19 protein-coding genes are annotated in these 19480 nt (G+C 58.6%); 14 read left to right on the top strand and 5 right to left on the bottom strand.

Annotated features, from left to right (window positions below; all coding sequences use genetic code 11):
- Window positions 1-273: 273 nt before the first annotated feature.
- From LJ360_RS12695 to sthA, 10 genes are all read left to right on the top strand, one after another.
- The gene (locus LJ360_RS12695) at window positions 274-1770 is read left to right on the top strand and encodes a glyceraldehyde-3-phosphate dehydrogenase (RefSeq protein WP_264994150.1); all 1497 of its coding nucleotides are present in this window, start codon (window positions 274-276) and stop codon (window positions 1768-1770) included.
- Between the two features lie 364 nt (window positions 1771-2134).
- Complete coding sequence (locus tag LJ360_RS12690; protein WP_264994149.1) at window positions 2135-3481, top strand: Na(+)-translocating NADH-quinone reductase subunit A; 1347 nt, start codon at window positions 2135-2137, stop codon at window positions 3479-3481.
- A 3-nt stretch (window positions 3482-3484) separates the two neighbouring features.
- Window positions 3485-4693, top strand: a complete 1209-nt coding sequence (locus LJ360_RS12685; RefSeq protein ID WP_091848545.1) for an NADH:ubiquinone reductase (Na(+)-transporting) subunit B — start codon at window positions 3485-3487, stop codon at window positions 4691-4693.
- Window positions 4686-5489 carry a Na(+)-translocating NADH-quinone reductase subunit C gene (locus tag LJ360_RS12680; RefSeq protein WP_091848544.1) on the top strand — a complete coding sequence of 268 codons (804 nt, stop codon included), beginning with the start codon at window positions 4686-4688 and terminating at the stop codon, window positions 5487-5489. Before LJ360_RS12685 ends, LJ360_RS12680 begins: the two co-directional genes overlap by 8 nt.
- A 2-nt stretch (window positions 5490-5491) precedes the next feature.
- Window positions 5492-6157, top strand: a complete 666-nt coding sequence (locus LJ360_RS12675) for an NADH:ubiquinone reductase (Na(+)-transporting) subunit D (protein WP_091848543.1) — start codon at window positions 5492-5494, stop codon at window positions 6155-6157.
- Window positions 6157-6765: an NADH:ubiquinone reductase (Na(+)-transporting) subunit E gene (nqrE, locus tag LJ360_RS12670; protein ID WP_264994148.1), complete on the top strand. Its 609-nt coding sequence runs from the start codon at window positions 6157-6159 to the stop codon at window positions 6763-6765. Before LJ360_RS12675 ends, nqrE begins: the two co-directional genes overlap by 1 nt.
- A 37-nt stretch (window positions 6766-6802) precedes the next feature.
- Entirely contained in the window at window positions 6803-8029 is a 1227-nt protein-coding gene (nqrF, locus tag LJ360_RS12665; protein ID WP_264994147.1) for an NADH:ubiquinone reductase (Na(+)-transporting) subunit F, read from the top strand.
- Window positions 8030-8050: 21 nt separating this feature from the next.
- Entirely contained in the window at window positions 8051-9088 is a 1038-nt protein-coding gene (locus LJ360_RS12660) for an FAD:protein FMN transferase (RefSeq protein WP_264994146.1), read from the top strand.
- Window positions 9089-9100: 12 nt separating this feature from the next.
- Window positions 9101-9343, top strand: coding sequence for a (Na+)-NQR maturation NqrM (gene nqrM, locus LJ360_RS12655; RefSeq protein ID WP_264994145.1), 243 nt, complete (start codon window positions 9101-9103; stop codon window positions 9341-9343).
- A 102-nt stretch (window positions 9344-9445) separates the two neighbouring features.
- A complete protein-coding gene (gene sthA / locus LJ360_RS12650; protein WP_091848538.1) occupies window positions 9446-10840 on the top strand; it encodes a Si-specific NAD(P)(+) transhydrogenase in 1395 nt (464 codons plus the stop codon).
- A 52-nt stretch (window positions 10841-10892) separates the two neighbouring features.
- Here the strand turns inward: sthA and LJ360_RS12645 are convergent, their stop codons facing one another.
- The 5 genes from LJ360_RS12645 to dusA all read right to left on the bottom strand — a co-directional run bounded on the left by LJ360_RS12645 (window position 10893) and on the right by dusA (window position 15469).
- The gene (locus LJ360_RS12645; RefSeq protein WP_264994144.1) at window positions 10893-11684 is read right to left on the bottom strand and encodes a glycerophosphodiester phosphodiesterase; all 792 of its coding nucleotides are present in this window, start codon (window positions 11682-11684) and stop codon (window positions 10893-10895) included.
- Entirely contained in the window at window positions 11650-12807 is a 1158-nt protein-coding gene (locus LJ360_RS12640) for a 3-deoxy-7-phosphoheptulonate synthase (protein ID WP_264994143.1), read from the bottom strand. The genes LJ360_RS12645 and LJ360_RS12640 overlap by 35 nt, the downstream gene beginning before the upstream one ends.
- 73 nt (window positions 12808-12880) lie before the next feature.
- A complete protein-coding gene (locus LJ360_RS12635) occupies window positions 12881-13339 on the bottom strand; it encodes a TerB family tellurite resistance protein (protein ID WP_264994142.1) in 459 nt (152 codons plus the stop codon).
- 18 nt (window positions 13340-13357) lie between these two features.
- Window positions 13358-14323, bottom strand: coding sequence for a transaldolase (gene tal, locus LJ360_RS12630; protein ID WP_091848534.1), 966 nt, complete (start codon window positions 14321-14323; stop codon window positions 13358-13360).
- 186 nt (window positions 14324-14509) lie between these two features.
- On the bottom strand, window positions 14510-15469 hold the full coding sequence (gene dusA, locus LJ360_RS12625; protein ID WP_264994141.1) for a tRNA dihydrouridine(20/20a) synthase DusA: 960 nt from the start codon (window positions 15467-15469) through the stop codon (window positions 14510-14512).
- 220 nt (window positions 15470-15689) lie between these two features.
- On the opposite strand from dusA, the gene potA reads away from it, so the two are divergent.
- Genes potA through LJ360_RS12605 form a run of 4 tightly spaced genes read left to right on the top strand, consistent with a single transcriptional unit; the run spans window position 15690 to window position 19474 of the window.
- Entirely contained in the window at window positions 15690-16811 is a 1122-nt protein-coding gene (gene potA, locus LJ360_RS12620; protein ID WP_264994140.1) for a spermidine/putrescine ABC transporter ATP-binding protein PotA, read from the top strand.
- Window positions 16804-17664 carry a spermidine/putrescine ABC transporter permease PotB gene (gene potB / locus LJ360_RS12615; RefSeq protein ID WP_264994139.1) on the top strand — a complete coding sequence of 287 codons (861 nt, stop codon included), beginning with the start codon at window positions 16804-16806 and terminating at the stop codon, window positions 17662-17664. The genes potA and potB overlap by 8 nt, the downstream gene beginning before the upstream one ends.
- Window positions 17661-18431, top strand: a complete 771-nt coding sequence (gene potC, locus LJ360_RS12610; protein WP_091848530.1) for a spermidine/putrescine ABC transporter permease PotC — start codon at window positions 17661-17663, stop codon at window positions 18429-18431. The genes potB and potC overlap by 4 nt, the downstream gene beginning before the upstream one ends.
- Window positions 18428-19474, top strand: coding sequence for an extracellular solute-binding protein (locus LJ360_RS12605; protein WP_264994138.1), 1047 nt, complete (start codon window positions 18428-18430; stop codon window positions 19472-19474). Before potC ends, LJ360_RS12605 begins: the two co-directional genes overlap by 4 nt.
- Window positions 19475-19480 lie beyond the last annotated feature (6 nt).

Genomic DNA, 19480 nt, shown 5'->3' with positions numbered 1-19480 from the left:
ATATGCTCCTGGCCTTGGCATGCTGGATGATATTCAGATCATGAACGGACGGTAAGCCCGCAGCCCGGGTTTCGGCTGGCGACCGTTCCGAAAAGGGGGGTATTCTAGCGGTGACAGCCTCGGCTGTCATGACAGCCCGGTTAAGCTGTGTTGTGAGTCAGGGGTGTCTCGGGTGGTGTAAGCAGTCAGCGCTGGTCGTGGTTTGCGATCACGGGATTTAAATTGGATAATACGCACCCATTTTTTCGAGTGCCAACTTGCAGAGGTTCAAGCGTGAGTCACGAACAGATCAACCAGTACCTGTCCAACTGGACCGAGCGGGAGTCCACCGCAGAAGCGATGATCCCCCTGATCGGCCGTCTGTACCGCAAGAATAACGTGGTCACATCAGTCTATGGCCGTGCCATCATTAACCAGTCGGTGATTGGCATCATTCGTGCCCATCGTTTTGTCCGCCAGGTTGAAGACAGTGAACTGTCGGTGCACGACACCCTGCCGATGCTGGAAGCCATGGACAAGCTGGAACTGGGCCAGGCTCACGTGGATATTGGCAAGCTGGCAGTCAAGTTCAAGGCTGAAGGCAATGGCCGCTCACTGGAAGAGTTCCTGCGGGAGGAGATCGGACCGGTCGTCGGTCAGTATCGCGCCGAATCCGAGAAAAACGCCGTCGAGGAAACCAAGGACGTCGTGCTCTACGGTTTTGGTCGTATCGGGCGCCTGCTTGCACGCATCCTGATCGAGAAGGCCGGTGGCGGCAATAACCTGCGCCTGCGGGCCATTGTGGTCCGCCAGGGTGGTGCCGACAACGACCTGGAGAAACGCGCCAGCCTGCTGCGCCGTGATTCCGTGCACGGCCCGTTCAACGGCACCATTACCGTGGATGAAGAAAACTCTGCGCTGATTGCCAATGGTAACTTTATCAAGGTGATCTACTCCGACGGCCCGGACAAGGTCGACTACACCGCGTATGACATCGATAACGCCATTATCATTGATAACACCGGTAAGTGGCGTGACGAAGAGGGTCTGGGGCTGCACCTGAAGTCGAAGGGGGCCAGTCGGGTCATCCTGACCGCACCGGGCAAGGGCGATATCAAGAACATCGTTTATGGCATCAATAACGACACCATCACCGACGATGACCGTATCCTGTCTGCCGCGTCCTGCACCACCAACGCCATCACACCGGTTCTGAAGGCTATCCATGACGAGTTCACCATCGTTGATGGTCACGTGGAAACCGTGCACTCCTATACCAACGACCAGAACCTGATCGACAACTACCACAAGGGCAGTCGTCGTGGTCGCAGTGCCCCGCTGAACATGGTTATTACCGAGACAGGGGCCGCCAAGGCGGTTGCCAAGGCCCTGCCTGAACTGAAAGGCAAGCTCAGTGGTAATGCCATCCGGGTGCCCACTCCCAACGTGTCCATGGCTATTCTCAACCTGAACCTCGAGAAAGACGTGACGGTTGACAGTGCCAACGAGTACCTGCGGGAAATGGCCCTGCACTCCGAATTGCAGAAGCAGATCGATTTCGTGAACTCTCCGGAAGTGGTGTCTACGGATTTCGTGGGCTCCCGTCACGCCGGTGTCGTCGACGCCCAGGCTACCATTGCCAACGGCAAGCGCCTTATCCTGTACGTCTGGTACGACAACGAGTTCGGCTACAGCGCCCAGGTGGTTCGCTGCGTTAACCAGATGGCCGGTATCACCTATCCGATTTTCCCGAAGCGTTCCCGTGAATGGGCCCAGGCCCTGGCTGACTGAGGTCAGCTGAGCGGAAAAACCCCGGCAGCCGTGTGGCTCCCGGGGTTTTTTATCGCCTCGCAACCAGTTAGCCAGGCTCGTCGCCTCGTCGTGGTACCTCCGATGGGCAGGGTAAAATCCGATAACCTGTTCAGGTTACCGGTAGAAATAGGTTCTCTTAATCTCTATAATTGGCGCGATTTTGGGTACGTCTGGCACCCGCTTCTCATCGCTTTCCTGAACACTGACCGTACGCCGTGTGCAATGCCGGGCACGGTCAGCCATCATTCGGGCTGTACAAGCACCGCTTGAAACGTCGGGGAACAGGGCCGCAGGGTCAGGCGTGACAATCCTTTTAACAGTTCCTGATGATTGGACGAGGCTAATGATCAACATCAAAAAAGGCCTGGATCTTCCCATCAGCGGCGCTCCTGATCAGACCATCTCAGAAGGAAAGCCGGTACGCCACGTCGCGCTGATCGGCTTTGATTACAACGGCATGAAGCCGACGATGGAAGTCAAAGAGGGAGACCGCGTCAAGCGCGGGTCGCTGCTGTTTACGGACAAGAAGACTGAAGGCGTTCGCTATACCTCACCGGCAGCCGGTGTTGTAAAAGAGATCAACCGCGGTGAGCGGCGGGTGTTCCAGTCCATCGTCATCGAAATCGACGGTGACGAGGCAGAAACCTTTGCCCGCTACAGCGAAGGCGACCTGGCCTCACTGGAGCGCCAGCAAGTGGTGGATAACCTGGTTGAGTCCGGTTTGTGGACGGCGTTCCGCACCCGGCCCTTCAGCAAGGTTCCTGCTATCGACAGTGCGCCCCATTCCATTTTTGTCTCCGTGATGGACACCAACCCGCTGGCGGCGGACCCGGTTGTCATCATCAAGGAACAGGCTGCCGCCTTCGAAAAGGGGCTGCAGATTCTCACCAGGCTCACCAATGGCAAGGTGTTCGTCACCGGCAAGCCTGGTTCTGACGTGCCGGTGCCAAACTCCGATGCCGTTCAGGTTGAGCAGTTTGACGGTGTGCACCCGGCCGGTAACGTGGGTACCCACATCCACTACCTGGACCCGGTTTCCCTGGGCAAGACCGTCTGGACCATTGGCTACCAGGATGTCATCGCGATCGCGAAGCTGTTCGAAACCGGTGAGCTGCTGGTTGACCGCGTTGTGGCGATTGGCGGACCAAAGGCGAACAATCCCCGCCTGGTGCGTACCCGCATGGGTGCCAGCCTGGAGGAGCTGCTGAAAGACGAAACCGCAACTGACTGCGAGATCCGACCGATCTCCGGTTCTGTGTTCGGTGGCCGCCGTGGCATTGGTCCCTGTGCTTACCTGGGACGCTTCGATAACCAGGTCTCGGTACTAGAGGAAGGCTACAAGCGCCAGTTCATGGGGTGGCTGTCGCCGGGCACCAACAAGTTCTCGGTGCTGAACATCTACCTGTCCAGGCTCATGGGCAACAAGAAGTTCGACCTCACCACTACGACCAATGGCAGTGAGCGGGCCATGGTGCCAGTGGGTGCCTACGAGCAGGTGATGCCGCTGGACATCCTGCCAACGCAGCTATTGCGTACCCTGATTGTGGGCGACACCGAGATGGCACAGAAGCTTGGTGCACTGGAGCTGGATGAAGAAGACCTGGCCCTGTGTACCTTCGTGTGCCCGGGCAAATACGAATACGGTCCGATTCTCCGCGAGAACCTGACCCGAATCGAGATCGAGGGCTAACCGATGGCAATCCGACAGTTTCTCGATGGCATCGAGCATCATTTTGAAAAAGGTGGCAAGTACGAACGCTGGTACGCCCTGTACGAGGCGGTCGACACCATCTTCTATACGCCTAACAGCGTAACCTCCACCACATCCCACGTACGTGACGGCGTTGATCTCAAGCGCATCATGATCACTGTGTGGTTGTGCACCTTCCCGGCCATGTTCTTTGGTATGTGGAACATCGGTTTCCAGGCCAACAGCTTCCTGGCGGAGAACCCGGACGCGCTGGTCGGGGACGGTGGCCTGCGCACGGCCTTTATCCAGGCGCTGGCAGTGACCGGAGCCGGGGCAGGGGTGTGGGATAACTTCGTCTACGGTATGGCGTACTTCATTCCCATCTACTTTGTCACCTTTGCTGTCGGTGGCTTCTGGGAAGTGCTGTTTGCCACCGTGCGTCGCCATGAGGTGAACGAAGGCTTCTTCGTGACCTCCATCCTGTTCGCCCTGATCTGTCCGCCCAGCATTCCCCTGTGGCAGGTGGCGCTGGGTATCACCTTCGGTGTGGTCATCGGCAAGGAAGTGTTTGGCGGAACCGGCAAGAACTTCCTGAACCCGGCCCTGACCGGTCGTGCTTTCCTGTACTTTGCCTATCCGGCCCAGATCTCCGGTGACACTGTGTGGACCGCCGTGGATGGCTTCTCCGGTGCAACTGCCCTGAGCTGGGCGGCGTCTGGTGGCCTGGAAGCACTGGAGCAGAACATTGGCTGGATGAGCGCCTTCCTGGGCACCATCCAGGGCTCCATGGGTGAGACGTCCACCCTGGCGGTGCTGATTGGCGGGATTGCCCTGCTGGTAATGAAGATTGCCTCCTGGCGGATTGTCGGCGGTGTCATGATCGGCATGATCGCCACCTCCCTGCTGTTCAATGTCATTGGTTCGGAAACCAATCCGTTCTTTGCCGTTGGCCCCCACTGGCACCTGGTGATGGGTGGCTTTGCCTTTGGCATGATGTTCATGGCTACGGACCCGGTTTCCGCCGCCATGACCAATACCGGCCGCTGGTGCTTTGGTATCCTGGTGGGTGTCATGACCGTGCTTATCCGCGTGGTCAACCCGGCATTCCCGGAAGGCATCATGCTGGCGATCCTGTTCGCCAACCTGTTCGCACCGCTGATGGATCACTACGTGGTTCAGGCCAACATCAAACGGAGGCTTGCCCGTGGCTAAAGCTAAAGATACTGTCTCCAGAACCCTGATGGTGGCGCTGGTGCTGAGCATCGTGTTCTCGGTGGTGGTGTCCACCGCCGCCGTCATGCTCCGCCCGGCGCAGATCCAGAACCAGAACCTGGACATCAAGACCAACATTCTGTCCGCTGCTGGTATGCTTCAGTCCGGGATGAGTGTTGAGGACATCGAGGAAACCTTCGCCCGTTTCGACGTGCGCCTGGTGGACCTCGAGACTGGTCAGTTTGTGGAGCCTTCTGCCGTCGGCGTGGAAGACCCCATGAAGTACGATATGTACAAGGCAGCTTCTGACCCTGACATGTCCACAAACATCCCGGCAAGTGAAGACAAGGCCGGTATCAAGCGTCGTCCGGACGTGGCCAAGATCTATATGCTGCAGGAAGGCGGTGAAATGGTCCGGGTGGTGCTGCCGATTCACGGTTACGGCCTGTGGTCAACCCTGTACGGTTTTGTGTCCCTGGAAGGGGACCTGAACACCATTGAAGGTCTTGGCTTCTACGCCCATGCGGAAACGCCGGGTCTGGGGGGTGAAGTGGACAACCCCCGCTGGAAGCAGCAGTGGGTTGGCAAGGAACTCTACGGTGATGACAAGACCGAGCCGCAAATCCAGCTGGTCAAAGGCGGTGTGAGCTCCGATACCCGTGACAGGGAACACAAGATTGACGCTCTGTCCGGGGCAACCCTGACCAGCCGTGGTGTCCAGCAGCTGGTTAATTACTGGATGGGCGACCGCGGTTTTGCGCCATTCCTGCAAAAACTTCGTGAAGGGGAGGTCTGATCATGGCAGGCGCTTCAGCCAAACAGGTTCTCTTCGAACCGATTTTCAGTAATAACCCCATCGCCCTGCAGATCCTGGGGATCTGCTCGGCGCTGGCGGTAACCACAAGCCTGAATGTGACCATTGTCATGTGTCTGGCGGTTATCGCGGTAACGGCCTTTTCCAACCTGGCAGTCTCACTGGTGCGTACCCAGATTCCGGGCAGCATCCGGATCATCGTGCAGATGACCATTATTGCGTCCCTGGTTATCGTGGTAGACCAGATCCTCAAGGCCTATGCCTATGAGATCTCCAAGCAGCTGTCGGTATTTGTTGGACTGATTATTACCAACTGTATCGTTATGGGCCGTGCGGAAGGCTTTGCCATGAACAACCCGCCGCTCCTCAGTTTCCTGGATGGTGTCGGTAACGGCCTGGGCTACTCGGTGATGCTGCTTTTCGTGGCTTTCTTCCGCGAGCTGATCGGTGCCGGTTCGCTGTTCGGGCTCACGCTGATGCCGACCGTTAACGAAGGTGGCTGGTACGTGCCCAACGGCCTGCTGCTGCTGCCGCCGAGTGCGTTTTTCATCATCGGCCTGGCCATCTGGGGCCTGCGCGCCTGGAAGCCTGAGCAGGTTGAAGAGCCTGACTTCAAGATGTCACGCCACAAAGCCAAGGAGGCCTTCTGATGGAGCACTATATCAGTCTGATCCTCAAGGCCATTTTCGTTGAGAACATGGCGCTGGCCTTCTTCCTGGGGATGTGTACCTTCCTGGCCATTTCCAAGAAGATCGAGGCCGCCATTGGTCTTGGTATTGCCGTTGTGGTGGTGCTGACCGTCACTGTGCCGGTGAACAACCTGCTGTATAACACCATCCTGCGGGAAGGTGCCCTGGAGTGGGCGGGTCTGCCCAATGTGGATCTGAGCTTCCTGGGGCTGCTGACCTACATCGGTGTTATTGCCGCCATCGTACAGATCATGGAGATGGTGCTGGACAAGTACATCCCTGCGCTCTATGCAGCTTTGGGTGTGTTCCTGCCGCTGATTACCGTGAACTGTGCCATCCTGGGTGCGTCACTGTTCATGGTGGAGCGTGACTACACCTTTGGCGAAAGCCTGGTATATGGGTTTGGCGCTGGCGTGGGCTGGGCCCTGGCCATCGTTGCACTGGCGGGTATCCGTGAGAAACTGAAGTACAGCGACGTTCCCGAAGGCCTGCGCGGCCTTGGCATCACCTTCATCACTGTGGGTCTGATGTCACTGGGCTTCATGTCCTTCTCCGGTATTTCCCTGTAACCAACCCGGTGATTCGGTTTAACGAAAAGGCGAGACCATGAATACAGAAATAATTCTCGGCGTGGTCATGTTCACCGTTATCGTTCTGGCGCTGGTGGCGATCATCCTCGCCGCCCGCTCCCGGCTGGTAAGCACCGGTGATGTGACCATTGAGATCAACGATGACCCCGAGCACACGGTAAAGACCAGTGCCGGTGGCAAGCTGCTGGGTACCCTGGCCAACAGCGGTATCTTCCTGTCCTCCGCCTGTGGCGGCGGCGGTACCTGTGCCCAGTGCAAGTGCAAGGTGTTTGACGGCGGCGGCGCCATGCTGCCCACCGAAAAGACCCACTTCACCCCGCGGGAAGAGAAGGAAGGCTGGCGCCTGTCCTGCCAGGTTCCTGTCAAGCAGGACATGAAGATCGAGGTGCCGGAAGAGTTCTTCGGCGTGAAGAAGTGGGAGTGCGAGGTGGTTTCCAACCACAACGTTGCCACTTTCATCAAGGAGCTGGTGCTGAAGCTGCCGGAAGGCGAGGAAGTGGACTTCCGCGCAGGTGGCTATGTGCAGCTGGAGTGCCCGCCCTATGAAATCCCGTTCAAGGATTTCGATATCGAGGAAGAGTTCCACGAAGACTGGGACAAGCACGATATCTGGCGCTACAAGGCGATCAACAAGGAAGAGACTATCCGCGCCTATTCCATGGCCAACTACCCGGAAGAGAAGGGTGTTCTCAAGTTCAATATCCGGATTGCCACACCGCCTCCTGGAACCGACCACCCGCCGGGCATTATGTCGTCCTATGTCTTCAACCTGAAGCCGGGTGACAAGGTGACCGTGATGGGGCCGTTCGGGGAGTTCTTTGCCAAGAAGACCGAAGCTGAGATGGTCTTCATCGGTGGTGGTGCCGGCATGGCGCCCATGCGTTCTCACATCTTCGACCAGCTCAAGCGCCTGAACTCCAAGCGCAAGATCAGCTTCTGGTACGGTGCCCGGAGTGTCCGCGAGATGTTCTATGTGGAAGACTTCGATATGCTGGCCCGGGAGAATGACAACTTCGAGTGGCATGTGGCGCTGTCTGATGCGCTGCCGGAAGATAACTGGGACGGCCCGACCGGGTTCATTCACAATGTACTGTACGAGAACTATCTGAAGGACCACCCGGCACCGGAAGACTGCGAGTTCTACATGTGTGGGCCCCCCATCATGAACGCTTCCGTGATCAAGATGCTCAAGGATCTTGGTGTGGAAGATGAAAACATCATGCTGGACGACTTCGGGGGTTAAGACACTCAGATGACATCCGGCATGTCTCGACCCGTCAGGGTAACCAGAGCCAGCATCCTCGCGATGCTGGCTCTGGTCGCCCTGGCGGGTTGTTCGTTTGAGCCAGAGGAAAAGATCTGGGAAATCACCGGGGGAATCTTTGGTACCGGGTACCATATCAATGTCGTATTGACCGACGACAGGGAAACCCTTGAAGATTTGTCGCAAGGTATAACAGAAACCCTGGAGTCTGTGGATGCCAGTATGTCCACCTGGCGGGAGGATTCGGAGCTCAGCCGCTTCAACCTGAAGGATGATCAGTCGGAGTGGACACCGGTCTCCGATGCCATGTTCGAGGTGCTGGCAGCCGCCCTGCAGGTTTCTGAGCGATCGGGTGGTGCCTTCGATATCACCATTGGTCCGGTGGTCAACCTGTGGGGCTTCGGCCCGGAGGGGCGCCCTCAAAAGATACCGGATGACCAGCTGTTGGCAGACAAGCTCGCCAATACCGGTTTTCGCTTTCTGGAACTGGACCCTGAGCGGAAAGCCATCCGTGCTGAGCGGAAGCAATACCTCGACCTCTCCGGCATTGCCAAGGGCTACGGGGTCGATGCGGTCGCCCGGTACCTTGAAAGTGAGGGTGTGGACCGGTACCTGGTAGAAATCGGGGGTGAGGTCAGGGTGAATGGGCGAAAGCCCGATGGATCTGCATGGCGGCTGGCGGTCGAGCAGCCGGACGTCCAGGGTCGGCAAGTAAACCGTGTCGTGGCCATGGACCGGAGTAGCATGGCAACATCCGGGGATTATCGTAACTATTACGAATCCAATGGCCAGCGATTTTCCCATACCATAGACCCTGCAACCGGACGGCCGGTTGGTCACAGGTTAGCCTCGGTAACGGTTATTCATGATTCATCGATGATGGCTGATGCCTGGGCCACAGCGTTTACCGTACTGGGGTTCGAGGAGGGTTATCGGCTGGCTTTGCAGGAAAACCTGGCGGTCTATTTTATCGTGCGTGAAGGTGAGGGGTTCGAAACCCGTTACACCCCTGCCTTTGCCACCTGGCTGATTGAGTGACTGGAGGTAGTCATGGGTACGTTCTTACTGGCGTTGTTGATTGTGGGCCTGCTGGTCGCCGCCATGTCCGTAGGGGTTATTTTCGGGCGCAAGCCCATCACCGGCACTTGTGGTGGTCTGGGCGCGGCGGGCATTACCGGGCCTTGCGAAATCTGTGGCGGTGATACCAGCAAGTGCGAGAACAGCGAAGAAGACCCGGCGAGCAACAACCTGGCCTATGACGCGGCAGACGCAGGCAAGCGTAGCGGGTCTTGATGCCGTACTGACATAACAAGAGGATCCCTGCTCCCGGTGGCCTGGGGTTGCCGGTGGGCTGTTTTTATTTTAACGACCACGCGATAAGGAGTGACCGTCCTGATGCCTGAACATCATTATGACGTCGTGGTGATTGGCGCAGGCCCCGCCGGAGAAGGTGCGGCCATGAATGCCACCAAGCATGGCAAGCGCGTTGCAATCATTGAAGACAAGCCCACTGTCGGGGGCAACTGCACCCACTGGGGCACCATTCCCTCCAAGGCCCTCAGGCACTCCGTCAAGCAAATCATTACGTTCAACACCAATCAGATGTTCCGGGACATCGGTGAGCCACGCTGGTTCTCCTTTCCCAGGGTCTTGCAGAATGCACAGAAGGTGATCGACAAGCAGGTCAAGCTTCGCACCCAGTTCTATTCCCGCAACCGGGTCAACCTGATCAATGGCCGGGCCTTTTTCCTGGACAAGAACCGGCTTGAGGTCCGCGGTGCCAAGACTTCAGAGGTGCTCAACTTCAAGCAGGCCATCATTGCCACGGGTTCAAGACCTTACATGCCACCGGATGTGAACTTCCGCCATCGCCGTATCTACAACAGCGACACCATTCTCAATCTGTCCCACACGCCACGCACGCTGATTATTTATGGCGCCGGGGTAATCGGTTCAGAGTATGCCTCCATTTTTGCGGGGCTTGGGGTCAAGGTTGATCTGATCAACCCGGGTAACCGCCTGCTGTCGTTCCTGGATGACGAAATTTCTGACGCTCTCAGCTACCACCTGCGAAACAACGGGGTACTGGTGCGCCATAACGAAGAGTACGAATCGGTGGACGGCGATGACCATGGGGTGGTGCTGTCGCTCAAGTCCGGCAAGAAGATCCGCGCGGATGCCTTCCTTTGGTGTAACGGACGCGCTGGTAACACCGACAACCTGGGGCTGGAAAACCTGGAGCTGGAGCCGAATAGCCGGGGCCAGCTGCAGGTGGATGAGCATTATCGTACCGCGGTTCCCAATATCTACGCTGCAGGCGATGTCATAGGCTGGCCCAGCCTGGCCAGCGCTGCCTATGACCAGGGCCGCTCTGCATCCTCGGACCTGGTCAAGGATGAGTACTTCCGGTTTGTGTCGGATGTGCCTACTGGTATCTACACCATTCCCGAAATCAGTTCCGTCGGCCCGACCGAGCGGGAGTTGACTGAGAAGAAAGTACCCTATGACGTGGGCCAGGCGTTCTTCAAGGACCTGGCGCGCGCGCAGATCACCGGCGAGAAAGTGGGCATGCTGAAGATCCTGTTCCACCGGGAGACCCGGGAAATCCTCGGTATTCACTGTTTCGGTGACCAGGCGGCCGAGATTGTTCACATCGGGCAGGCCATCATGAACCAGGAAGGGGAGGCCAATTCCCTGAACTATTTCATCAATACCACCTTTAACTACCCGACCATGGCGGAAGCCTACCGGGTAGCTGCCCTTAACGGCCTGAACCGGATTTTCGAATAAACCGGGGGCCGTACGGTCCGGATTCGGCTTGGGCCAGTGTGGCCTCGCCGGATCAGGCTGTCGTGGCGCCGTGTCCTTCCTCTTGCTCCGCCGTCGCCTCAGACGGTCGGGGTAGCCTCACCGCCCGGTTGTCGAAGTAGATCCGGGTGCTGGTGGGGAAGTCCGTGATAATGCTGTTCACGCCCATATCTTCCATGAGCAACATGTCGTGGATGCGGTTTACGGTCCAGACCGACACCTGCATATCATGCCGGTGCGCCTGGTTGACCATATCCGCTGAACATATCCGCCAGCTCGGAATCAGGTAACTGCACTCCAATCGCCGGGCCGTGAGGACAGGTCGGGGAAACCGCCGGCCTGCCACGTAACCCGTGTGAATTTTGCGGTTCCGTCGCTTGATCTGTTGCAGGAACCAGCCATCGGACGAGGTAACGACTACGGTTTCGAACAGCTTCCTGCGCTGAATCATCTCCGTTAGCCGGTTGCAGAGGATATTCAGCCGGTTGCGGCCATCCGGCTTGACTTCCAGTTGATAGTGGGCGACCTCGGGGCAGGCATCCAGTACTTGCTCCAGGGTGGGTACGCCCACCGGGTCCGGCCAGGGCACTGTGTTATTTCGGGCATCCAGCCGGGAAAGCTCGGCGACGCTCTGGTTGGCCACCTTGCCGGTCTTGCCGGTGGTGCGCTCAAGGGTCAGATCATGAATGACCACGGGGATACCGTCAGACGACAATTGCACGTCCAGTTCAAAGTGCCGGATTCCATGACGGTAGGCCGTGGTGAACCCGGCCAGAGTATTCTCCGGGGCTTCACCCCGGGCTCCGCGATGACCATAGATGATCATTTGCCCTGGCTTCTCCTGTGTTCCGGTAAAGCTGCTGGCGTTTCTTCCAGAGTTGGTGACATTCGCGGACGTCTTCAAGGTACGCAGGCAGCTCGTCCATCAATAGCGCCTGTGGGCCGTCGACCAGCGCTTTTTCCGGGCGCGGATGGAAGTCTACGAGCACCATGTTGGCACCGGCAACCACGCCCTGGGCGGTAGCGTGCATGACGTCGGGGATGCCATCCGGGGCCTTGTCTCGGCTACCGACGGAGTGGGATGGATCAATGCACACCGGCATACGGGTCAGCCGTTTCACGGTGGGCACATGGGCGAAGTCGACCATATTGCGATGGGGCTGGCCAGCGTCGGTTTTCATGCCGCGCAGGCAGAACACCACGTTGGCATTGCCCTCGCTGGCGAGGTATTCCGCCGCGTTCAGGGATTCGTTCAGGGTAATGCCGAAACCACGTTTAAGCAGTACCGGATAGGTTTTCTGGCGGCCGATGGCCTTGAGCAGCTCGAAGTTCTGGGTGTTACGGGTGCCCACCTGCAGCATGACGCCAGTAGGGCGCCCCAGTTTCTCCAGGCACTCGTCGATTTCCTCGATATGGCTTTCATGGGTAATTTCCATGGCCACCACACGGATATCGTGTTTGCCGGCGGTCTCGAATACCCAGGGCAGGCAGCTTTTGCCATGGCCCTGGAACGAGTAGGGGTTGGTGCGGGGTTTGTAGGCCCCCATGCGAGTGCAGTGCTGGCCCTGCTCACTCAGAGCCCGCATCATGATTTCCACGTGCTCGGGGGTATCCACCGCGCACAGGCCCGCGAACACGTTCAGGTTGTGCTGGCTGAATTCCACGCCGTTATAGGTGAATCCCGACTGGCGCTGGTCGTCCCGGTGCCGGCCCAGAATCCGGTAGTCATCGGAAATCCGGATAACCCGCTCCACTGCTGGCAGGGCTTCGATTTCGTCCTTGTCCAGGCTCTTGGTGTCGCCAAGCAGATAGATTTCGGTCAGTCGCTGACTGGCGCCTACCACTTCATGGACCTTGACCGCCACCCCGGGCAGTTGCTCAAGAAAGCTCATGGTCTGACGATAGCTGTCGCTGTCCAGCTGCGTGTCCGGATGGAGTATGGCGAGCATGTTGGTTCTCCTGAAGCAGGTAGACCCGGGCGACGCAGGGGCGGCCCGGGTTTTGAATGAGTGCAGCCGACGATCAGGCCGGCTCGTCACTGGCCCGGTGGCGGGCCTGCATGTATTCCCGATGATTAAGGTGCAGCAGTTCGGCCATCCGGCGAATCAGGTGTTCTTCGTACTTGTCGATACGGCCATCGGCCAGTGCTACCCGCCAGATACTTTCCAGAACCCGCTGCTTGGCATCCTGACTTAGCTGCTCGTTGAGCTGGCCGGTGAATTCATAGATCGAGGTGGAGTCATCGGCATGGTTCAGGGCGTCGTCGAGGATCTGCCGGGCCTCTTCCGGTGTCACCTGGTGAACCTTGACCGCACAGTCGACGATGGTTTCCAGCTCCCGTTCATCCTCGTGGTTGTCGATGCGGGAAAGCTGGACCATCAGTGCCGTGGCCGCCACTGCCAACTGGTGATGGTCAGGGTCGGCGGGTGCGCCCCTTGCACCGGTATCCGGAAACAACAATTGACGAAGTTGGTTGATCATCCAGCTATTGTCCTCCGGTCAGGCAGCCCGGGCGAGCTGACTGACCCTTTGTTCCAGTTCCACCTGGTCAGCGGCAAAGCGACGAATGCCCTCGGCCAGTTTCTCGGTCGCCATGGCGTCTTCGTTGGATTCCCAGCGGAACAGGTGTTCGTCGATAGCCATGGGCCGGTCCGCACTGTGGGCATTGTCTGGTGACAGTTGGCGGGGCAGCTCCCCGGTATCCTCCTTGAGTGCCTTCAGCAGGGCCGGGCTGATGGTCAGCCGGTCACAGCCGGCCAATTGCTCGATCTCACCGGTATTGCGGAAGCTGGCTCCCATAACCACGGTGTCGTAGCTATTGGCCTTGTAGTAATTATAGATACGGCTTACCGACAGCACACCGGGATCTTCTTCCGGGGCGAAGGCATCCCGGTCGCAGTGGGCCAGGTGCCAGTCCAGGATGCGGCCCACAAATGGTGAGATCAGGTAAGCCCCGGCGTCGGCGCAGGCTGCCGCCTGGACAAAGGAGAACAGCAGGGTCAGGTTGCAGTGGATGCCTTCCTTTTGCAGCTGCTCCGCTGCACGGATGCCCTCCCAGGTGGAAGCAATCTTGATCAGTATACGGCTGGTATCCACACCCTGACTGTCGTACAGCTCGACCAGGCGCCGGGCCTTGTCGATGGTGGCCCGGGTATCAAAGGACAGGCGGGCATCCACCTCGGTGGATACCACGCCGGGAATCAGGTCCAGTATCTGCTTGCCGGCCAGTACCGCCAGGGTATCGGTAGCCCAGCTCAGCTGTTCCTGGTCGGAGCCGCCCTGGCGGGCTGCGAAAGCAACCGCCTGGTCCAGCATGGGACGGTAGGCGTCTGAGCCTGCGGCCTTGAGCAACAGCGATGGATTGGTGGTGGCATCCTGTGGCCGCCACTCGGCGATGGCTTCCAGGTCACCGGTGTCGGCGACCACGGTGGTCATGGCTTTGAGTTGTTCAAGCTTGCTGATCATCGATGATTGTTCCTCGTGTCCCTGTTGTCGTCAGGCATGCTTCCTGTTGCGGCAAAGCGCGTGGGGCCTTCGGCAAAAACCGGGAAGGGCCGGAATCTGCTGGAAGGCTGTCGTCATATCGTTACGATAACCGGCTGGCGTGGCGGGAACAAGACAGCAAAGGCTTACCGGCTGGTCATGCAGAAGCTATGCAGGGTCTGGTTGAGGGAGAGGCTCCCGAACTTTGGCCAACGCATCAAGTACCACCTCTATGCCGCTGCCCGGACGATGGGCGTTCTCGCTGATATGTCGGCGGAACTGGCGCCCCCCGGGCTGGCCATGGAACAGGCCCATGATATGGCGGGTGATGTGACTGAGGTATACGCCTCGTTCCAGTTCTGCCTCAATAAACGGCAACATGGCCCTGAGGGCGTCGTGGCGACTGGACACGGAGGGCTCTTCGCCGAACAATTCAGGGTCAACACCGGCAAGCAGCCAGGGGTTGTGGTAGGCCTCCCGGCCGAGCATGACCCCGTCAGTGTGTTCAAGGTGCTGGTGACACTCCTCGAAGGTCTTGATTCCCCCGTTTATGATGATTTCCAGCTCCGGGTAGCGAGCCTTGAGGTCATACACCCACGGGTACTTGAGCGGCGGGATATCCCGGTTCTCCTTGGGGCTCAAGCCTTCCAGCACGGCAATGCGGGCATGGACAATAAAGGTCCGGCAGCCGGCCGCCGCCACGGTTTCCATGAAGTGGCAGAGATCTTCCCAGGACTCCCGCCCGTCGATACCGATCCGGTGTTTGACGGTGACCGGCAGGGAGGTGGCGGCGATCATGGACCGCACTCCGTCGGCGACCTTTTCCGGATGGCCCATCAGGCAGGCGCCGATCATGTTGTTCTGCACCCGGTCACTGGGGCAGCCGACGTTCAGGTTGACCTCGTTGAAGCCATACTCTTCCGCCAGGGCTGCGCATCGGGCCAGTTCGTCCGGGTCCCTGCCGCCCAGTTGCAGGGCAAGGGGATACTCCAGCGGGTCATGTTGCAGAAAACGGGCGGTATCGCCATGGATCAGGGCGCCGGTGGTGACCATCTCGGTATACAACAGTGCCCGCCGGCTCAGAATCCTGGCCAGGTAACGATAGTGGCGGGTGGTCCAGTCCATCATGGGTGCCACACAGAAGCGGCGGGACAAAGGAGCAGGGGACTTTAGAAGTGTCTCTGGCATAGACATGAACGTATGGCCTGATACAGCAGTGAATCTGGCAGGTATTGTACCTGAACCTACCATCGGCGATGTAGCAGAAACCCGTGAAAAAGCGCCTGTAGCCTTTGCCCGGGGGGGCATTTTCTGAAAAAATAGCCCGCTCATTTCAGGGGCGCTGCTGATGACACAGAAGACGCTGCTTTCTCTCCGAAATCTGGGCAAACAGTTCTCCGGCAAAACGGTGCTGGACTCCCTCGACCTGGATATCGCGGATGGCGAGTTCATCACACTGCTGGGGCCCTCAGGGTGCGGTAAAACCACCCTGTTGCGGTTGCTGGCTGGTTTTGAAATACCCGCCAGTGGCACCATTGAGCTCAACGGCACAGATATCACTGCCTTGCCGCCGGAGCAGCGACCTCTGAACACCGTTTTCCAGCACTATGCGCTGTTCCCTCATATGACGGTGTATGACAACGTCGCCTATGGCCTGAAGATGGAAAAACGGCCAAGGGACGAGATTCGCCAGCGGGTGGAGGATGCCCTCGCCATGGTGCAACTGGGTGACTTTGCCCGGCGCAAGCCCCACCAGCTTTCGGGCGGCCAGCAACAGCGGGTGGCCATCGCCCGGGCTGTGGTCAAGCGCCCGAAACTCCTGCTGCTGGATGAGCCGCTTTCAGCGCTGGATTACAAGCTGCGCCGGACCATGCAGATCGAACTCAAACGGCTGCAGCGGGAGCTGGGCATTACCTTCGTCTTCGTCACCCACGACCAGGAAGAAGCCCTGTCCATGTCAGACCGGGTTGTGGTGCTGCAATCGGGCAAGGTGCAGCAGAAGGGGACGCCGCGTGAAATCTACGAGCGCCCTGCCAACCTTTTCACCGCCCGCTTTGTTGGAGAAACCAATCTTTTCCCGGGTGTCCTGGAACAGGTGGATGAGCAGCGCATAACGGTGAACGTCTCCGGCTACCGGCGCACCATGAGGCGACCACGGTTCCCGGTTTCCGAAGGTCAGGGGGTGCATGTCCTGCTGCGACCAGAGGATATCCGGGTGCTGGAGCCGGACGCAGACCACGGCTTTGCCGGCAAGGTCGTGGAGCGCAACTATAAAGGCAGTACCCTGGACTCGGTGATTCACCTCGACGATGGCACCGAGGTGCTTGCCAGTGAGTTCTTCGACGAGGACGACCCCGCCTTTGACTACCGCCTGGGTGAGCCGGTTCGGGTCAGTTGGGTCGAGGGCTGGGAGTGGCTGCTGCCCCAGGAAGAAGTGCACGCTCCCGAGGACCAGGCAGCGAATGCTTAGGGGGTTGCGGCAACCCTTCCGGACCGGTGTGCTGGTACTGGTCTGGACTTGGCTGCTGGCACTGGTGTTGGCGCCCAACCTGCTGGTGATCGGTGCCAGTTTCCTGACCCGTGACCCGGGGACCTTCCTGTCGTTACCAGTGACGCTGGAGAATTATCGCAGTCTGCTTGACCCGCTGTACCTCGAGGTCTTCCTCCACTCCCTGTACATGGCCTCGGTAACGACCCTGGTTTGCCTGGTCATTGGTTACCCCTTCGCCTGGGCCCTGTCCCGGGTTGCAAAGGAGCGCCAGCTGCTGCTGATCTTCCTGCTGATCGTGCCCTTCTGGACCAACTCCCTGGTGCGTACCTACGCACTGAAACTACTGATGGCCACTAATGGACTGATCAATACCGGCTTGATGGAGATGGGGCTTATCGATGAGCCGCTGCGCATGCTGTATACCGAAGGCGCCGTTATCGTCGGCCTGGTCTATTTGCTGTTGCCGTTCATGATACTGCCCCTGTACTCGGTCTTTGATGACCTGCGCCGGGAGTTGCTGATGGCCTCCCACGACTTGGGGGCCGGGCGTTTCAGCACCTTTATCCATGTGGTGGTGCCCCTGACCCTGCCCGGCGTCCTGGCCGGTGTGATGCTGGTGCTTTTGCCGGCTATGGGGCTCTTCTTTGTCCCGGACATCCTGGGTGGTTCCCGTAACCTGCTGGTGGGCAATGTGATCAAGAACCAGTTCCTGGATGCCCGTGACTGGCCGTTCGGTGCCGCCGCTGCCATCATGCTTACCCTGGCCATGGCCCTGCTGTTGTTTACACACCGTCTCAGTCAGCGGCGCCTGGGTGAGGAGGCCGAGGTATGACTCGCTGGTTGCCAAGGGCCTACCTGGTGCTGGTGTACCTGGCCCTTTATATCCCCATCGGTGTGCTGGTGGTGTTTTCCTTCAATGATGGTCGCACCGGCTACCGCTGGGGTGGCTTCACCTGGCGCTGGTACGAGTCACTGTTCAGCAATGACGCCATGATGCAGGCCTTGTGGAATTCCCTGTGGCTCGCGGTATCGGCGGCCACCCTGTCGACCCTGATCGGTGCGCTGACGGCGCTGGCGCTGCACCGTTATCGGTTCCGGGGAAAGAAGGCCCTTCGGGGTATGCTGTTCGTGGTGATGATGTCGCCGGAGATTGTGCTGGCCATATCCCTGCTGTCGCTGTTCCTGCTGGTGGGGGTGCAACTGGGTTACTTCTCCCTGTTACTGGCGCACGTCACCTTCTGCCTGCCTTTTGTGGTGATTACTGTGATGGCCCGTCTCAGCGGCTTTGACGAAAGCTTGCCGGAAGCGGCCAGGGACCTGGGTGCCTCGGATTTCACCATGACCCGCACTGTGCTGCTGCCGGTGATCATGCCGGCGCTGCTGGCGGGCTGGCTGCTGGGCTTTACCCTCAGCCTGGACGATGTGGTGGTGAGCACCTTTGTTAGTGGCCCCGGATATGAAATCCTGCCGCTACGCATCTACTCTATGGTGCGAGTCGGCCTGAAACCCGAAGTGAATGCACTGGGTACGCTGTTGCTGGTGTTTTCACTGCTGATGCTTGTGTTGTCCCAATGGATTCTGATGAGGAGTAAACAATGAAGAAACTTGCCATTGCCGGTCTGGCAGCGGTCACCCTGGCAGGCTGCAGCGACCAGCAGGAAGAGGCGCAAGTGCTGAACCTGTACAACTGGTCAGAGTACATGCCGCAGGAAGTTCTGGACCGGTTCGAGGAAGAAACAGGCATCCAGGTGGTCTACACCACCTATGACAGTAACGAGGCCATGTATGCCCGCCTGAAGCTGCTGGATGACAGCAGCCAGTATGACCTTGCCGTGCCGTCCACTTACTATGTGAACAAGATGCGGAAGGAAGACCTGCTGATGGAAATCGACCACAGCCAGATCGAAGGTTTCGATAACCTGGATCCGGAGCTGGTCGACCAGAGCTTCGACAAGGACAACGCCTATTCCGTGCCTTACCTCTGGGGCACCACCGGCCTGGCCATCGACAGTGATGCGGTGGAAGAGGGCGAAGTAACCGGCTGGGCCGACCTGTGGGACCAGCAGTATGAAGGCCAGGTGATGCTGACGAACGACATGCGGGAAGTGTTCCATGTCGGCCTGCGCGTACTGGGTTACTCCGGTAACAGCACCAATCCGGAAGAAATCGAGGCTGCCTACGAAAAGCTCAGTGAGCTGATGCCGTCCGTTCGCACCTTCAACTCTGACGCGCCCCGTATGCCCTACCTGGAGGGTGAGACCGACATCGGCATGATCTGGAACGGCGAAGCCTTTATGGGCAAGGAAGATATGCCTTCACTGGAGTACATCTATCCTGAGGAAGGTGTCATCGTGTGGCTCGACAGTTTCGTGATCCCCAAAAATGCCGCCAATCCGGAAGCTGCCCATAAGTTCATCAGCTTTGTATTGCAGCCGGAGATCTCCGCGCTGATCAGCGAGGACATCGGCTACGCGACACCCAACCTGGCTGCCCGTGACCTGCTGCCGGAGGAAGTTGCCAGCAATCGCACCAGCTATCCCACCGCGGAAGACATGGAAAACGCCGAGTTCCAGGAGGACGTGGGGGATGAGGCCATGCAGATCTATAATCGTTACTGGGAACAGCTGAAAACCGGACGATAGGATCCG

Origin of the sequence: Marinobacter sp. AN1 (genome assembly GCF_026013985.1) — a bacterium.
In the GTDB taxonomy this organism is placed as follows: Bacteria; Pseudomonadota; Gammaproteobacteria; order Pseudomonadales; family Oleiphilaceae; genus Marinobacter; species Marinobacter segnicrescens.
This window is presented reverse-complemented; position numbering and strand designations above follow the sequence as displayed.

What these genes read in the sequence shown, in the direction of transcription:
- potB (WP_264994139.1), top strand. Translation starts at nt 16,804, where the DNA reads ATGCTTAGGGGGTTGCGGCAACCCTTCCGGACCGGTGTGCTGGTACTG.
- sthA (WP_091848538.1), top strand. Translation starts at nt 9,446, where the DNA reads ATGCCTGAACATCATTATGACGTCGTGGTGATTGGCGCAGGCCCCGCC.
- nqrM (WP_264994145.1), top strand. Translation starts at nt 9,101, where the DNA reads ATGGGTACGTTCTTACTGGCGTTGTTGATTGTGGGCCTGCTGGTCGCC.
- LJ360_RS12645 (WP_264994144.1), bottom strand. Translation starts at nt 11,684, where the DNA reads ATGATCATCTATGGTCATCGCGGAGCCCGGGGTGAAGCCCCGGAGAAT.
- potA (WP_264994140.1), top strand. Translation starts at nt 15,690, where the DNA reads ATGACACAGAAGACGCTGCTTTCTCTCCGAAATCTGGGCAAACAGTTC.
- tal (WP_091848534.1), bottom strand. Translation starts at nt 14,323, where the DNA reads ATGATCAGCAAGCTTGAACAACTCAAAGCCATGACCACCGTGGTCGCC.
- LJ360_RS12660 (WP_264994146.1), top strand. Translation starts at nt 8,051, where the DNA reads ATGTCTCGACCCGTCAGGGTAACCAGAGCCAGCATCCTCGCGATGCTG.
- LJ360_RS12635 (WP_264994142.1), bottom strand. Translation starts at nt 13,339, where the DNA reads ATGATCAACCAACTTCGTCAATTGTTGTTTCCGGATACCGGTGCAAGG.
- LJ360_RS12640 (WP_264994143.1), bottom strand. Translation starts at nt 12,807, where the DNA reads ATGCTCGCCATACTCCATCCGGACACGCAGCTGGACAGCGACAGCTAT.
- LJ360_RS12675 (WP_091848543.1), top strand. Translation starts at nt 5,492, where the DNA reads ATGGCAGGCGCTTCAGCCAAACAGGTTCTCTTCGAACCGATTTTCAGT.
- nqrF (WP_264994147.1), top strand. Translation starts at nt 6,803, where the DNA reads ATGAATACAGAAATAATTCTCGGCGTGGTCATGTTCACCGTTATCGTT.
- LJ360_RS12685 (WP_091848545.1), top strand. Translation starts at nt 3,485, where the DNA reads ATGGCAATCCGACAGTTTCTCGATGGCATCGAGCATCATTTTGAAAAA.
- nqrE (WP_264994148.1), top strand. Translation starts at nt 6,157, where the DNA reads ATGGAGCACTATATCAGTCTGATCCTCAAGGCCATTTTCGTTGAGAAC.
- dusA (WP_264994141.1), bottom strand. Translation starts at nt 15,469, where the DNA reads ATGATGGACTGGACCACCCGCCACTATCGTTACCTGGCCAGGATTCTG.
- LJ360_RS12605 (WP_264994138.1), top strand. Translation starts at nt 18,428, where the DNA reads ATGAAGAAACTTGCCATTGCCGGTCTGGCAGCGGTCACCCTGGCAGGC.
- potC (WP_091848530.1), top strand. Translation starts at nt 17,661, where the DNA reads ATGACTCGCTGGTTGCCAAGGGCCTACCTGGTGCTGGTGTACCTGGCC.
- LJ360_RS12690 (WP_264994149.1), top strand. Translation starts at nt 2,135, where the DNA reads ATGATCAACATCAAAAAAGGCCTGGATCTTCCCATCAGCGGCGCTCCT.